This window comes from Streptomyces sp. NPDC057280 (genome assembly GCF_042668605.1).
Lineage (GTDB): Bacteria > Actinomycetota > Actinomycetes > Streptomycetales > Streptomycetaceae > Streptomyces.
The window spans coordinates 1,338,582-1,352,099 of the sequence record NZ_JBHUYR010000002.1 but is presented as its reverse complement, the minus strand read 5'-3'; the positions used below and the strand labels follow the sequence as shown (position 1 = coordinate 1,352,099).

Here is a 13,518-nt window from a genome sequence, read left to right as displayed (position 1 = left end):
GCATGTCGACTTTCGCCAAGCGTGAACGACTTCTGCTCGCCGATCTCCTGGAAACCGCCGGTCCCGAGGCGCCCACCCTGTGCGAGGGCTGGCAGACCCGGGATCTCGCCGCGCACGTGGTGGTGCGCGAGCGGCGCCCGGACGCCTCCGCCGGTCTCCTCATCAAGCAGCTCTCCGCCCGCCTGGACAAGGCGATGGAGGAGTTCGCGGCCAAGCCGTACGAGGAGCTCATCCAGCTGATCAGGACGGGGCCGCCGCGTTTCTCGCCGTTCCAGCTCAAGCAGCTCGACGAGGCGTCCAACATCATCGAGTTCTACGTCCACACCGAGGACGTCCGCCGGGCCCAGGAGGACTGGACGCCCCGCGAGCTCGACCCCGTCTTCCAGGACGCCCTGTGGTCCCGCCTGGAGCGCACGGCCCGGCTGATGGGCCGCAGCGCCCCGACCGGCCTCGTGCTGCGCCGCCCCGACGGCCAGACGGCGGTCGCCCACCGCGGCACGCCGGTCGTGACGGTGACGGGCGAGCCGTCGGAGCTGCTGCTGTTCCTGTACGGCCGCAAGAGCGCCGCCAAGGTGGACCTGGACGGCGAGAAGGACGCCATCGCGAAGCTGTCCGAGGGCAAGCAGTTGGGGATCTAGCAACCCTTTCGGGAGCCCGGCGCGTCGCACGGCTGCTTCGGAAGCCCGCCCCGACGCACGGCTGCTTCGGGAGCCCGCCCCGACGCGCGGCTACTTCGGGAGTTCGGCGCGGCGCAGGTCCCGTACCAGCAGGGCGACGACCCCGCCGAGCCCGCACACCGCCGCGCTGACGACGAACACCGGCCCCGTGCCCCACGCCCCGATGGCCGCGGCGGACAGCGGCATGCTCAGCGGCGCGAAGCCCAGGCTGACCAGTCCGGAGACGGCCGTGACCCGGCCCAGGTAGGCGGCGTCGGCCTGGGTCTGGAGCAGCGCCCCGCACATCGCGCCGCTGAGCCCGGCGAGCAGCCCGACCAGCACGGCGGTGCCGACGGCGGCGAGGAGGCTCGGCACGAACGCCAGCGCCCCGATCGCGACGGAGCCCGCGAGGATGGCGTACGCCGCGACCTGCCCGGCGTGCGGCAGCCGCCCGCGCACGGTGAGCAGCAGGGAGGCGGCACCCGCGCCGACCCCGAACCCGGCGAGCACCGCACCCATGCCGGAGGCACCCCAGCCGCGTTCGTCGGCGAGCAGGGTCAGCCCGACGTTGAGGGGCCCGACGAACCCGAGGTCCCCGAGCGCGATGGCCAGCATCAACGGAGCGAGTACGCGGTGCCGGCGGATGTAGCGCAACCCGCTGACCAGATCGCTCCAGGCGGTACCCCGAGCGCTGTCACCAGCCTTGTCATCAGCCGGTACCTCCCCCACCCGTACGGACACGAGCAGCGGCACCGACACTGCGATCAGCAGCCCGGCCAGCCCGAACGCGGCCGCCGCCCCGCCCGCCGCCACCCCGAGGCCGCCCAGCGGTCCCCCGACCACGCTCGCGAACCGGATCGCGAGGCCCCGCATGCCCTGCACGCGCGCGAGCTGGTCCCGTGACGTCACGCGCGCGGGGAGGGCGCCCACGGCCGGCATGAACACGGCGTCGACGGTGCCGAAGACGAACGCCAGCGCGGCCAGCGGCCACAGCCCGGGGCTGGTGAGGAACAGCAGCGCCGCCACCGCGAGGACGGCCGCGCAGCGCACGACGTCGCTGCCGATGACGACCCGGCGCGGTCCGAGCCGGTCGGCGATGACTCCCCCGCCGAGCATCAGCACCGCCCGCGGCAGCGCGCTCACGGACATCACCAGCCCGGCCTGCGAGGCGCTGCCCGTCTGGACGGCGGCCCAGGACAGGGCGATGTAGTACACGCTGTCGCCGACCATGGAGGAGGTGTAGGCGGCGAGCCAGCGCAGGACGTTGCCGTCGCGGTGGGCGGGGCGGGCGGTGGCGACGTCGGCCGGGGCGGTGAGCGTGGCGGTCACGGGCCAGGTCCTCTCAGGCGCGGAAGGGGAAGGCGTACGTGTGCACCGCGACGTTCTCGCGGCCCTCGGTGTCGCCGGCGGCCTCGGCGGCCCGGCCCAGCTCGTCGTACTTGTGCAGGAGCGCGAGCATCTCCTTGTTCAGGTCGGCCAGTTCGTCCGCGGTGAGGCGGAGCGCCGACTCGGAGGACTCGGCCCTGCGGTTCCAGGCCTCGTCCCAGTGCGCGCGTTCGTCGAGCCAGCGCCGGTACATGTCCATGCGCTGCTCGGCGAAGAGCCTGCTGGCCGCCGTGTGCGCCGCCGCCTCCTCGGGGGCGGCGCTGAAGTCCTCGTGGTGGATGCTGACGCCGTCCGAGGCGAGCTGCCACCACCGCTCCCTGCCGTCCGCGCTCTGCGGCTCGGCCTCCTCGATGAGCCCGAACTCGGCGAGCTTGCGCAGGTGGTAGCTGACCAGCGAGACGGCCTCGTCGACCTGCTCGGCGAGCTGTGAGGCGGTGGCGATCCGCATGAGCGTGAGGTTCCGGCAGAGCCTCATCCGCAGCGGGTGGGCGAGCGCCTTGAGCGTCCCCACATCCGTGATCCGCCGGTCCCGCTCTTTTCCTGTCATGCCACCACCGTAGATACGAAAGAAATCTTGCGCAATGGATTTTGCGCAACTTCTCTTTCGCATCTGCCGACAAGTAAGCCCCGCCCACGAGGTGGTCGGGGCTTACTTCAACCCTTGAGGACCGTCACCGCACCGGGTGCCCGGCCCCCCGCAGCGCGTCCTTCACCTCGCCGATCCGCAGATCGCCGAAGTGGAAGACGGACGCCGCCAGGACCGCGTCCGCCCCCGACTCGATCGCCGGGGCGAAGTCGGCGAGCTTGCCGGCGCCGCCGGACGCGATCACCGGAACCGTCACGTGCTTGCGGACGGCGGCGATCATCTCCAGGTCGTAGCCGTCCTTGGTGCCGTCTGCGTCCATCGAGTTGAGCAGGATCTCCCCCGCACCCAGCTCGGCGGCCCGGTGCGCCCACTCGACGGCGTCGATGCCCGTGCCCTTGCGGCCCCCGTGGGTGGTCACCTCGAAGGAGCCTTCGGGCGTCCGGCGGGCGTCCACCGACAGCACCAGCACCTGCCGCCCGAACCGCTCGGCAATCTCGCGGATCAGGTCGGGACGGGCGATGGCCGCCGTGTTGACGCCCACCTTGTCCGCACCGGCGCGCAGCAGCTTGTCCACGTCCTCGGCGGTCCGCACCCCGCCGCCGACCGTGAGCGGGATGAAGACCTGCTCGGCCGTGCGGCGCACCACGTCGTACGTGGTCTCGCGGTTGCCGGACGACGCGGTGATGTCCAGGAACGTCAGTTCGTCGGCGCCCTCGGCGTCGTACACCTTGGCCATCTCGACGGGGTCGCCCGCGTCGCGCAGGTTCTGGAAGTTGACGCCCTTGACGACCCGGCCGTTGTCCACGTCCAGGCAGGGGATGACTCGGACCGCCAGGGTCATGAGTTCACGGCTCCTCTGAATGCCTCTACTTCGACTTCGACGAGGATGCGCGGGTCGACGAAGCCCTCCACGACGAGGAGGGTCGAGACCGGACGCACCGCGTCGAAGAGCTCCTTGTGCGCGCGGCCGACGTCGTCCACGTCCCGCGCATGGGTCAGATACATCCGCGTACGGATCACGGACCCGGCGTCGAGGCCGAACTCGCCGAGCGCCTCGATCGCCGTACCGAAGGCGGTCCTGGCCTGCTCGTACGGATCGCCCTCGCCGTACAGCACCGACCCCTTGAAGGCCGTCGTGCCCCCGACCAGCACCCGGTCGCCCACCGCGACGGCGCGTGCGAAACCGAAGGACTCTTCCCAGGGACTTCCGCTCTGCACACGCCGTACGGCATCGCTCATGACGACACAGCCTCCAGGGCCTCTTCCAGGGTGAACGCCTTCGCGTACAGGGCCTTCCCGACGATGGAGCCCTCGACACCGAGGGGTACCAGCTCGGCGATGGCCCGCAGGTCGTCCAGCGACGACACGCCGCCGGAGGCCACGACCGGACGGTCCGTCGCCGCGCAGACGTTGCGCAGCAGCTCCAGGTTGGGGCCCTGGAGCGTGCCGTCCTTGGCGATGTCGGTGACGACGTACCGGGCGCAGCCCTCCTTGTCGAGGCGCTCCAGCGCCTCGTAGAGGTCGCCGCCCTCGCTGGTCCAGCCGCGGCCCTTGAGGGTCGTACCGCGGACGTCGAGACCGACCGCGATCTTGTCGCCGTGCTCGGCGATGACCTTGGCGACCCATTCCGGGCTCTCCAGGGCGGCCGTGCCGAGGTTGACGCGGGTGCAGCCGGTGGCGAGCGCGGCGGCCAGGGAGGCGTCGTCGCGGATGCCGCCGGACAGCTCCACCTTGATGTCCATGGCCTCGGTGACCTGGCGGACCAGCTCGCGGTTGTCGCCGGTGCCGAAGGCCGCGTCCAGGTCGACCAGGTGCAGCCACTCGGCGCCCGCCGCCTGCCAGGCGAGGGCGGCGTCCAGGGGGGAGCCGTACGAGGTCTCCGTGCCGGACTCGCCGTGCACGAGGCGGACGGCCTGGCCGTCCCGGACGTCGACGGCGGGGAGGAGTTCGAGCTTGGCGGGCATCAGAGGGTTCCGATCCAGTTGTTCAGCAGCTGCGCTCCGGCGTCGCCGGACTTCTCGGGGTGGAACTGCGTGGCCCACAGGGCGCCGTTCTCCACGGCGGCCACGAAGGGCTTGCCGTGCGTCGACCAGGTGACCTTGGGCGGTGTCAACGCCTCGTTGTGCGTCTCCAGCGACCAGTCGTGGACGGCGTAGGAGTGCACGAAGTAGAAGCGGGCGTCCGCGTCCAGGCCCGCGAACAGCTCGGAGCCGGCCGGCGCGTCCACGGTGTTCCAGCCCATGTGGGGCACGATGTCGGCCTGCAGCGGCTCGACCGAGCCGGGCCATTCGTCGAGGCCCTCGGTCTCCACGCCGTGCTCGATGCCGCGCGCGAAGAGGATCTGCATGCCGACGCAGATGCCCATGACCGGGCGCCCGCCGGACAGCCGGCGGTCGATGATCCAGTCGCCGCGCGCGTCGCGCAGGCCCTTCATGCAGGCGGCGAAGGCCCCGACACCCGGCACCAGCAGCCCGTCGGCGTTCATGGCCTGGTCGAAGTCACGTGTTATCTCGACCTCGGCCCCGGTGCGCGCGAGAGCGCGCTCGGCCGACCTCACGTTGCCGAAGCCGTAGTCGAAGACCACGACCTTCTTCGAGGATGCGCTCAACTCCACACCTCCAGCCTCATGACACCGGCGACCAGGCACATCGCGGCGCCGATGGAGAGCAGCACGACGAGCTGCTTGGGCATCCCCTGCTTGACGAAGGAGATGATCCCGCCGACCAGGAACAGGCCGAGGACGATCAGGACGGTGGACAGCCCGTTCACAGCGCGCCCTTCGTGGAGGGGAGGATGCCGGCCGCGCGCGGGTCCCGCTCGGAGGCGTAGCGCAGCGCCCGCGCGAGCGCCTTGAACTGGCACTCCACGATGTGGTGCGCGTTGCGCCCGTACGGCACGTGCACGTGCAGGGCGATCTGCGCCTGGGCCACGAAGGACTCCAGGATGTGCCGGGTCATGGTGGTGTCGTACTCGCCGATCATCGGCGCCATGTTCTCGGGCTCGGTGTGCACGAGGTAGGGGCGGCCGGACAGGTCCACCGTCACCTGGGCGAGGGACTCGTCCAGCGGGACCGTGCAGTTGCCGAAGCGGTAGATGCCGACCTTGTCGCCGAGCGCCTGCTTGAAGGCGGCGCCCAGGGCGAGGGCGGTGTCCTCGATGGTGTGGTGCGAGTCGATGTGCAGGTCGCCCTCGGTCTTCACGGTCAGGTCGAACAGACCGTGCCGGCCGAGCTGGTCGAGCATGTGGTCGTAGAACCCGACCCCGGTGGCCACATCGACCTTGCCGCTGCCGTCGAGATCGATCTCGACGAGCACGGAGGTCTCCTTGGTGACCCTTTCCACCCGTCCTACGCGGCTCATGCGCTCTGCTCCTTCGTCAACTCACGGACCGCGTCGAGGAACGCGTCGTTCTCTTCGGGGGTTCCGGCGGAGACCCGCAGCCACCCCGGGATGCCGTTGTCCCGGACCAGGACGCCCCGGTCGAGGATCTTCTGCCAGGCCGCGTGGGAGTCGTCGAACAGCCCGAACTGCACGAAGTTCGCGTCCGACTCCACGACCTGGAAACCGAGCGCGCGCAGCTCGCTCACCAGGCGGTCCCGCTCGGCCTTCAGCTGCTCGACGTACTTCAGCAGCGTGTCGGTGTGCTCCAGGGCGGCCAGGGCGGTCGCCTGGGTGACGGCCGACAGGTGGTACGGCAGCCGTACGAGCTGTACGGCGTCCACCACCGCCGGGTGCGCGGCCAGATAGCCGAGGCGCAGGCCCGCCGCGCCGAAGGCCTTCGACATCGTGCGCGAGATGACGAGGTTCGGCCGGCCCTCGATGAGCGGCAGCAGCGAGTCGCCGTGGCTGAACTCGACGTAGGCCTCGTCGACCACGACCATCGACGGCTTCGCCGCCTGCGCGGCCTCGTACAGCGCGAGGACCGTCTCGGGCGGGACCGCGTTGCCCGTGGGGTTGTTGGGGGTGGTGACGAAGACGACGTCCGGCTCGGCCTCGGCGATCGCGCGCACGGCCGCCTCGACGTCGATGGTGAAGTCCGCGTTCCGGGGGCCGGAGATCCAGCCCGTGCCGGTTCCGCGCGCGATCAGGCCGTGCATCGAGTACGACGGCTCGAAGCCGATCGCGGTGCGGCCGGGGCCGCCGAAGGTCTGGAGCAGCTGCTGGATGACCTCGTTGGAGCCGTTGGCAGCCCACACGTTGGCCAGGCCGACCTCGTGTCCGGACGTGTCCGTCAGGTACTGGGCGAGCTGGGTGCGCAGTTCGACCGCGTCCCGGTCGGGGTAGCGGTTGAGGTCGCGGGCGGCCTCGCGGACGCGCTCGGCGATGCGCTCGACCAGCGGCTCGGGCAGCGGGTAGGGGTTCTCGTTGGTGTTCAGCCGTACGGGGACGTCCAACTGGGGCGCGCCATAAGGGGACTTGCCGCGCAGTTCGTCCCGTACGGGGAGATCGTCGATTCCGAAGCTCACTTGCTCTCAGGCACCTTCCAACCGAACCTTGCCTTGATCGCCGCGCCGTGCGCGGGCAGGTCCTCCGCCTCCGCCAGCGTGACCACGTGGTGCGCCACGTCCGCGAGCGCGTCCTTCGTGTAGTCGACGATGTGGATGCCGCGCAGGAAGGACTGGACGGAGAGCCCGGAGGAGTGGCAGGCGCAGCCGCCGGTGGGCAGGACGTGGTTGGACCCGGCGGCGTAGTCGCCGAGCGAGACCGGCGCCCAGGGGCCGATGAAGACCGCGCCGGCGTTGCGGACCCGCTCGGCGACCGCGCCGGCGTCGGCGGTCTGGATCTCCAGGTGCTCGGCGCCGTAGGCGTTGACGACCCGCAGGCCCTCGGTGATGCCGTCGACGAGGACGATCGCGGACTGCTTGCCCGCGAGGGCCGGGGCGATCCGCTCGTCGATGTGCTTGCTGGCCGCGACCTGCGGCTCCAGCTCCTTCTCGACCGCGTCCGCGAGCGCGACGGAGTCGGTGACCAGCACGGCCGCCGCGAGCGGGTCGTGCTCGGCCTGGCTGATCAGGTCGGCGGCGACGTGCACCGGGTCGGCGGTGTCGTCCGCGAGGATCGCGATCTCGGTCGGGCCCGCCTCGGCGTCGATGCCGATCTTGCCGGTGAAGTAGCGCTTGGCGGCGGCGACCCAGATGTTGCCGGGGCCGGTGACCAGGTTGGCGGGCGCGCAGGACTCGGTGCCGTACGCGAACATCGCGACGGCGGTGGCGCCGCCGGCGGCGTACACCTCGTCGACGCCGAGCAGCGCGCAGGCGGCGAGGATCGTCGGGTGCGGCAGGCCGCCGAATTCGGCCTGCGCCGGGGAGGCGAGGGCGAGGGACTCGACGCCGGCCTCCTGGGCCGGGACCACGTTCATGATCACGGAGGACGGGTAGACGGCCCGGCCGCCGGGCGCGTACAGCCCGACCCGGTCGACGGGGACCCACTTCTCGGTGACGGTGCCGCCGGGGACGACCTGGGTCGTGTGGGTGCTGCGGCGCTGCTCGCGGTGGACGAGCCGGGCACGCCGGATGGACTCCTCCAGGGCCGCGCGGACGGCCGGGTCCAGGTTCTGCAGTGCTTCGCTGATGGCCTGGGCGGGGACCCGTACGGACTCCAGCCGGACCCCGTCGAACTTCTCGGCGAAGTCGATCAGCGCCGCGTCACCCCGATGATGCACGGCCTCGCAGATCGGACGCACCTTCTCCAGGGCGGCCGAGACGTCGAAGTCGGCTCGGGGCAGCAGGTCGCGCAGGGCGGGGCCCTCGGGGAGGGCGTCGCCGCGCAGATCGATTCGGGAGATCACATCCCCAATTCTCTCAGACCACGGTTCGGCGTCGTTCGGGCATTCCAATGGCTGATACGCGGCCTGATACGCAACCTGGAAGATCGCCTTCACGTCTAGCGTTCGGGGCCTCACCGAGCGGGCATGACGCGGGCATGACCGGGGGCGCGCACGGGATGGGAGGAATGGTGACCGAGGGGGACCTGCCGGACGATCTGACGCCTGCCGAAGTCGGCATGTGGCAGGCCTTCCGCAACGGCAGCGTGTACGACCTGAGCAGCGGCGACGCGGTCGTCGACGATCCGCACGGCGGTCACCCGTGGGGCCCGGAGCGGACCGTGCGGGCCCGCATCGTGTGCTGGCTGCTGCTGGACGGGCCGCCCGCGCTGGCCGGCCGGGTGTCGTCGCTGAAGCTGGCAGGCGTGCAGATCAGCGGCGCGCTGGACCTGGCGGGCGGCATCGTGGTGCCGTACGTGGAGATGAAGGGCTGCCGGTTCGAGCGGGACGTCCTGCTGCCGGAGGCCCGCTTCGCCACCCTGCGCCTGGTGGACTGCTCGGTGCCGCGCCTGGAGGCGGCCCGCGTCCACACCGAAGGCGATCTGCACCTCCCCCGCTGCCGGTTCCACAACGGCGTACGGCTCACCGACGCGCACATCGGCACGGACCTGCTGCTCAACCAGGCGATCGTCTACCGGGACCGCAGCGGCCGTTCGATCGCCGCCGACGGCATGAGCGTGGGCCAGGATCTCCAGGCCGAGCTCCTCGAGTCGCACGGCGAGCTGAGCCTGCGCAGCGCCAAGATCGGTGTCTCGCTGAGCCTGCGCGGCGCGAAGCTGGCCAACCCGTACACGCGGCTCGCGCTCAACGCGCCCCAGCTGACCGTCGGGCGCTCGATGTACCTGACGCCGGCGGGCGTCGGCAACGCGCTGCTGAGCGGGGCCACCCCGGCGCAGGGCACCCGCATCCAGCGGTTCACCTGCCGGGGCGGGCTGCGCCTGGACGACGGCAGGTTCGGGGACGCGGTCGACTTCGACAAGGCCCGCTTCACCCTCACCGACGACCAGGAGGTGTCGCTGCGCCGCATCCAGACGCCCGAGCTGCGCTTCCTCGGGCAGGCACCGGCGCGCGGGCGGGTGGTGCTGTCGGGGGCGCGGGTGGTGAACCTGATGGACCGCACCGACAGCTGGCCGGGCCCGGGCCGGCTGCACATGGGCGGCTTCGGCTACGAGAACCTGGTGCCGAGGGGCCCGTTCCCGCTGGAGGAGCGGCTGACGTGGGTGGCCGCGGCGACCGCCGAGTACAACCCGGAGCCGTACGAGCGGCTGGCGGCGGTGCTGCGGGCCGGCGGCGAGGACGAGGACGCCCGCGAGGTGCTGCTCGCCAAGCAGCGCCGCCGCCGCGAGACGCTGCCGCCCGCCGCGAAGCTGTGGGGGTACGCGCAGGACTGGACGGTCGCCTACGGTTACCGGCCGGGGCGGGCGCTGGTGTGGATGGCGGTGCTGTGGGCGGCGGGCTCACTCGCCTTCGCGCACGCCGACCATCCGCCGCTCAAGGGCAGCGAGGGCCCGCACTGGAACGCCACCCTCTTCGCCCTCGACCTGCTCCTGCCGGTCATCGACCTGGGCCAGGTCGGCTTCTGGCAGCTGCGCGGCGGCTGGCAGTGGCTGGCGGCGGCGATGATCCTGCTGGGCTGGATCCTGGCGACGACGGTGGCGGCGGGGGCGACCAGGCTGCTGAGACGCAATTGACGCCGCCGTTCGGGGGCACAGCGGTCGAACGAATGTTGAACACTAATCATTTTTACGTGCTCTTGACCTTCCGCCGTACAACTTTCCGTACTTTGCCCGGAACCTCTGGCGCTCGCACGACCTGCGGCTTTTCAATGGTCGACACCATGGCTCTGCTGCCCCCGTTCGTCCGCTCCTCCCGGACGTCCAGGACCGTCGAGCACCCGCCTGTCGCGCTGCCGGCCGACGACGAGGTGCTCCTCGACGCGCCCGACGACCGGCTCGGTCCGGCCCTCGTGGCCGCCGGGCAGGGATCGTACGAGGTGGCGGCCGCCCTGCTCGCCGGCACCCGCGCGGCTGCCGCCTGGGAACACCGCGACCGGTACGTCGTCCGCCTGGCGTCCTTCGCGGGCGCGCGCCCCGAGTGGTTCGACTCCTGGCGTACGGCCGCCCCGCGCGACCCGGACATGCTCGTGGTCCGCGCCCAGCTCGCCGTGACCCGCGCCTGGGGGTCGCCCGCGCGGGAGGAACTGCTGCGCGAGGTGAGCCCGCTGATCACGGCCGCCGCGCGCGGTGACGACCGCGATCCGGTGCCGTGGCGGATCGCGCTGGACCACGCGCACGGCTCGCGCGCCGGGCACAAGTACTTCGAGGAGCTGTGGGAGGCGGCGATCCGCCGTGCCCCGCACCACTACGGCTGCCATGCCGCCGCCCTGCGCTGTCTCGCCGAGAGCTGGCACGGCTCGCACCGGGAGTGCTTCGACTTCGCGGAGACGGCCGCGCAGGACGCCCCGGCCGACTCCCTCGTCCAGGCCCTGCCCACCCGGGCCGCGCTCGCCTATCTGACCGACGGCTGCGGCCCGGACGTGCCCCGCGCCCGGCTGGACGCGGCGGTGGACCGGGCGATCGCGCTGTCGGCCCGGTTCCCGGCGGCGGACCCGTGGCCGGCGGAGATGCGGAACAAGCTGACGTACGTCCTCGCGCTGCTGGACCGCCGCGAGGACGCCCTGGAGCAGCTCGGCCGGATCGGCCCGTACGCCACCTCGTTCCCCTGGGAACTGGTCTCCGACGACCCGCTGGGCCGGTTCCTGGAACTGCGGGAGGAGATCCGGCTGCGATCGGCCTCCGGTCTTCCACGGAGTGAGCACCGTGGACGTGCACACTCCCGCGACCATTAGGCTTTTGCGCCGTGACCACCGTCCGGCTCCCGCTCTTCCCCCTGAACTCGGTGCTGTTCCCGGGGTTGGTGCTCCCGTTGAACGTCTTCGAGGAGCGCTATCGCGCCATGATGCGCGAACTGTTGAAGACCCCCGAGGACGAACCGCGCCGCTTCGCCGTCGTCGCCATCCGCGACGGCCAGGAGGTGGCGGCGAGTGAGCCCGGCATGCCCGATCCCACGTCCGTGCCCGAACGCGGCCCCGCGGCGGGCTTCGGCGCCGACCCCGCCAAGGCCTTCCACGGCACCGGCTGCATCGCGGACGCGGCGACGATCAGGGAACGGGCCGACGGCACGTTCGAGGTCCTGGCGACCGGCACGACCCGGGTGAAGCTGCTGTCCGTCGACGCGTCGGGCCCGTATCTCGTCGCGGAACTGGAGGAGCTCCCGGAGGAGCGGGGGGAGGAGGCCGGCGCCCTGGCCGAAGGCGTCCTGAGGGCCTTCCGCGCGTACCAGAAGCGCCTGGCGGGCGCCCGAGAACGCTCCCTGGCCTCCGGCTCCGAACTCCCTGACGAACCGGCGGTCGTCTCCTACCTCGTCGCGGCCGCGATGATGCTCGACACCCCCACCAAGCAGCGCCTCCTCCAGGCCCCCGACACGGCCTCCCGCCTCCGGGACGAGCTGAAACTCCTTCGCTCGGAGACGGCGATCATCCGTAATCTGCCGTCGTTGCCGGCGTCGGACCTGACGCGCGGCCCGACGAGTCTGAACTGAGTCCGAGGGACGACCGATGGCGAAGAAGTCCAAGAAGCAGGCCCAGCAGACGGGCGGCACCCCCGCGACGGTGGCCCTGACGGCGGCGGGAGCGGAGTACACGGTCCACTCCTACGACCACGACCCCAGCCACCCCTCCTACGGCGAGGAGGCGGCCGAGGCGATGGGCGTCTCCCCCGAGCGGGTCTTCAAGACCCTCGTCGCGGACGTGGACGGCACCCTCACGGTGGCGGTGGTCCCGGTGGCGGGCCAGCTGGACCTGAAGGCGCTGGCGGCGGCGGTGAAGGGCAAGCGGGCGGCGATGGCCGACCCGGCCCTCGCCGAGCGCACGACCGGCTACGTTCGGGGCGGCATCTCCCCCCTGGGCCAGCGCAAGAAGCTCCCCACGGTCCTGGACGCCTCCGCCTCCGCCCACCCCACCATCTGCGTCTCGGCGGGCCGCAGGGGCCTGGAGGTCGAACTCGCCCCGCAGGACCTGGCGAACCTCACGGACGCGATCCTGGCCCCCATCGGCCGCGCCTGACCTCTCGACGCGGGTCCGTTCCTCCGTTAAGTACGAGGAACATGTCGAAGAAAACGCGAAAGCGGAAATGGCGCACCAAGAAGGGCCGCTCCAACCACGGCAGGCGCCCGGCGTAGGGGGGTCTTCAGCGGCACGCGCTCCCCGCGCAGCCGCGGGCAGTCGTGCCGCAGGGCGGCACGGGTGGGCGCGGCGGCACCCCGCAGGCGCGGGCGAGCCAAACCCACCCCCGCCCAGCCCCCACCCCGGGCTCCTTACGAGCTACGCCGACGGCTTCGCCCCATACGGCCCCGGCCCCGCCCCATACACCGGCACCTCAGGATCCCGCGGCCCGAACAACCCCGTGAGCCCCAGGTGCACCAGCAGCGCCCCCAACGACCACGCCAGCAACGCCCCCTTCGCCCCGAGCTTCAGCGGCGCCGAGAACGTCACCCCCTTGCCCACGGACTTCGCATGGGCCAGCACGTCCTGCGCGGGCCCGAGCCACACCCCGACCCGCCACGCCAGCAGCGACCCGAGCAGCCCTCCGACCCCGAGCGCCACGACCAGCGGCACCCCGCCACGCCGCCGCAGCAGGAACACGACGACCGCGCTCACCGCCCCGAACGCCAGCCCGAGCAGCGCGAACGTCCCGTCGACGCCGACCGCCTGCTCCCCCTCGGTGTCCTTGACGTAGACGATCCAGCGCTTGTCGACGATGTCCCCCACCAGCGGCACATGCGGCGCCAGCCACCACCACAGCACCCCCAGCAGCAGCCCACCGAGCGCCACCGCCACCGTGATCACGGCGGCTTCCCGCAGTTCGGTCTTCATTCCGGGGCCGTCCTGTTCGTACAGGCTTCCGGGCCCACCGGCACCGTACGGCGGCGGTGCCTGCCAGGCCTGGTGCGGAGAGGGGTCGCTCGGCGGCGGAGGAGGAGTCAGCGGTGCGGTCACCCTGACATCGT

At 72.0% G+C, this 13,518-nt stretch carries 16 protein-coding genes; 5 read left to right on the top strand and 11 right to left on the bottom strand.

The genetic code is table 11. The features are described from left to right. Positions 1–2: 2 nt before the first annotated feature. The gene (locus tag ACFUO4_RS16655) at positions 3–638 is read left to right on the top strand and encodes a TIGR03085 family metal-binding protein (RefSeq protein ID WP_079309631.1); all 636 of its coding nucleotides are present in this window, start codon (positions 3–5) and stop codon (positions 636–638) included. A gap of 90 nt (positions 639–728) precedes the next feature. Here ACFUO4_RS16655 and ACFUO4_RS16650 read toward each other — a convergent pair whose 3' ends face one another. The 10 genes from ACFUO4_RS16650 to hisD all read right to left on the bottom strand — a co-directional run bounded on the left by ACFUO4_RS16650 (position 729) and on the right by hisD (position 8,415). After that, positions 729–1,985, bottom strand: coding sequence for an MFS transporter (locus tag ACFUO4_RS16650; protein ID WP_383484916.1), 1,257 nt, complete (start codon positions 1,983–1,985; stop codon positions 729–731). 13 nt (positions 1,986–1,998) lie between these two features. Next, positions 1,999–2,589, bottom strand: coding sequence for a helix-turn-helix domain-containing protein (locus ACFUO4_RS16645; RefSeq protein WP_383484913.1), 591 nt, complete (start codon positions 2,587–2,589; stop codon positions 1,999–2,001). A 124-nt stretch (positions 2,590–2,713) separates the two neighbouring features. Then, positions 2,714–3,469: an imidazole glycerol phosphate synthase subunit HisF gene (gene hisF / locus ACFUO4_RS16640; protein WP_079309629.1), complete on the bottom strand. Its 756-nt coding sequence runs from the start codon at positions 3,467–3,469 to the stop codon at positions 2,714–2,716. Continuing rightward, the gene (locus ACFUO4_RS16635; RefSeq protein WP_079309628.1) at positions 3,466–3,867 is read right to left on the bottom strand and encodes a RidA family protein; all 402 of its coding nucleotides are present in this window, start codon (positions 3,865–3,867) and stop codon (positions 3,466–3,468) included. Before ACFUO4_RS16635 ends, hisF begins: the two co-directional genes overlap by 4 nt. Then, positions 3,864–4,592: a bifunctional 1-(5-phosphoribosyl)-5-((5-phosphoribosylamino)methylideneamino)imidazole-4-carboxamide isomerase/phosphoribosylanthranilate isomerase PriA gene (priA, locus tag ACFUO4_RS16630; protein WP_383484909.1), complete on the bottom strand. Its 729-nt coding sequence runs from the start codon at positions 4,590–4,592 to the stop codon at positions 3,864–3,866. The genes ACFUO4_RS16635 and priA overlap by 4 nt, the downstream gene beginning before the upstream one ends. Further along, a complete protein-coding gene (hisH, locus tag ACFUO4_RS16625; protein ID WP_383484906.1) occupies positions 4,592–5,236 on the bottom strand; it encodes an imidazole glycerol phosphate synthase subunit HisH in 645 nt (214 codons plus the stop codon). Before hisH ends, priA begins: the two co-directional genes overlap by 1 nt. Next, positions 5,233–5,397 carry a hypothetical protein gene (locus tag ACFUO4_RS16620; protein WP_165951131.1) on the bottom strand — a complete coding sequence of 55 codons (165 nt, stop codon included), beginning with the start codon at positions 5,395–5,397 and terminating at the stop codon, positions 5,233–5,235. Before ACFUO4_RS16620 ends, hisH begins: the two co-directional genes overlap by 4 nt. After that, positions 5,394–5,987 (bottom strand): imidazoleglycerol-phosphate dehydratase HisB, encoded by a 594-nt coding sequence (gene hisB / locus ACFUO4_RS16615; RefSeq protein ID WP_079309625.1) that lies wholly within the window; start codon positions 5,985–5,987, stop codon positions 5,394–5,396. Before hisB ends, ACFUO4_RS16620 begins: the two co-directional genes overlap by 4 nt. Then, a complete protein-coding gene (locus ACFUO4_RS16610) occupies positions 5,984–7,093 on the bottom strand; it encodes a histidinol-phosphate transaminase (protein ID WP_079309624.1) in 1,110 nt (369 codons plus the stop codon). Before ACFUO4_RS16610 ends, hisB begins: the two co-directional genes overlap by 4 nt. Continuing rightward, entirely contained in the window at positions 7,090–8,415 is a 1,326-nt protein-coding gene (gene hisD, locus ACFUO4_RS16605; protein ID WP_383484901.1) for a histidinol dehydrogenase, read from the bottom strand. Before hisD ends, ACFUO4_RS16610 begins: the two co-directional genes overlap by 4 nt. 155 nt (positions 8,416–8,570) lie before the next feature. Between hisD and ACFUO4_RS16600 the strand changes: the two genes are divergently transcribed. The 4 genes from ACFUO4_RS16600 to ybaK all read left to right on the top strand — a co-directional run bounded on the left by ACFUO4_RS16600 (position 8,571) and on the right by ybaK (position 12,574). Then, on the top strand, positions 8,571–10,142 hold the full coding sequence (locus tag ACFUO4_RS16600; protein WP_383485742.1) for an oxidoreductase: 1,572 nt from the start codon (positions 8,571–8,573) through the stop codon (positions 10,140–10,142). 134 nt (positions 10,143–10,276) lie between these two features. Further along, positions 10,277–11,299 carry a hypothetical protein gene (locus tag ACFUO4_RS16595; RefSeq protein ID WP_383484898.1) on the top strand — a complete coding sequence of 341 codons (1,023 nt, stop codon included), beginning with the start codon at positions 10,277–10,279 and terminating at the stop codon, positions 11,297–11,299. Between the two features lie 11 nt (positions 11,300–11,310). Then, positions 11,311–12,051 (top strand): LON peptidase substrate-binding domain-containing protein, encoded by a 741-nt coding sequence (locus ACFUO4_RS16590; RefSeq protein ID WP_383484895.1) that lies wholly within the window; start codon positions 11,311–11,313, stop codon positions 12,049–12,051. Positions 12,052–12,067: 16 nt separating this feature from the next. After that, positions 12,068–12,574 carry a Cys-tRNA(Pro) deacylase gene (gene ybaK, locus ACFUO4_RS16585; protein WP_383484892.1) on the top strand — a complete coding sequence of 169 codons (507 nt, stop codon included), beginning with the start codon at positions 12,068–12,070 and terminating at the stop codon, positions 12,572–12,574. 258 nt (positions 12,575–12,832) lie between these two features. Here the strand turns inward: ybaK and ACFUO4_RS16580 are convergent, their stop codons facing one another. Beyond that, the gene (locus ACFUO4_RS16580; protein ID WP_383484889.1) at positions 12,833–13,507 is read right to left on the bottom strand and encodes an AAA family ATPase; all 675 of its coding nucleotides are present in this window, start codon (positions 13,505–13,507) and stop codon (positions 12,833–12,835) included. Positions 13,508–13,518: the final 11 nt, after the last annotated feature.

Coding starts and splice junctions, on each gene's coding strand:
- ACFUO4_RS16595 (WP_383484898.1), top strand. CDS start 10,277: ATGGTCGACACCATGGCTCTGCTGCCCCCGTTCGTCCGCTCCTCCCGG.
- ybaK (WP_383484892.1), top strand. CDS start 12,068: ATGGCGAAGAAGTCCAAGAAGCAGGCCCAGCAGACGGGCGGCACCCCC.
- hisF (WP_079309629.1), bottom strand. CDS start 3,469: ATGACCCTGGCGGTCCGAGTCATCCCCTGCCTGGACGTGGACAACGGC.
- ACFUO4_RS16655 (WP_079309631.1), top strand. CDS start 3: ATGTCGACTTTCGCCAAGCGTGAACGACTTCTGCTCGCCGATCTCCTG.
- ACFUO4_RS16600 (WP_383485742.1), top strand. CDS start 8,571: ATGGGAGGAATGGTGACCGAGGGGGACCTGCCGGACGATCTGACGCCT.
- hisB (WP_079309625.1), bottom strand. CDS start 5,987: ATGAGCCGCGTAGGACGGGTGGAAAGGGTCACCAAGGAGACCTCCGTG.
- ACFUO4_RS16645 (WP_383484913.1), bottom strand. CDS start 2,589: ATGACAGGAAAAGAGCGGGACCGGCGGATCACGGATGTGGGGACGCTC.
- priA (WP_383484909.1), bottom strand. CDS start 4,592: ATGCCCGCCAAGCTCGAACTCCTCCCCGCCGTCGACGTCCGGGACGGC.
- ACFUO4_RS16635 (WP_079309628.1), bottom strand. CDS start 3,867: ATGAGCGATGCCGTACGGCGTGTGCAGAGCGGAAGTCCCTGGGAAGAG.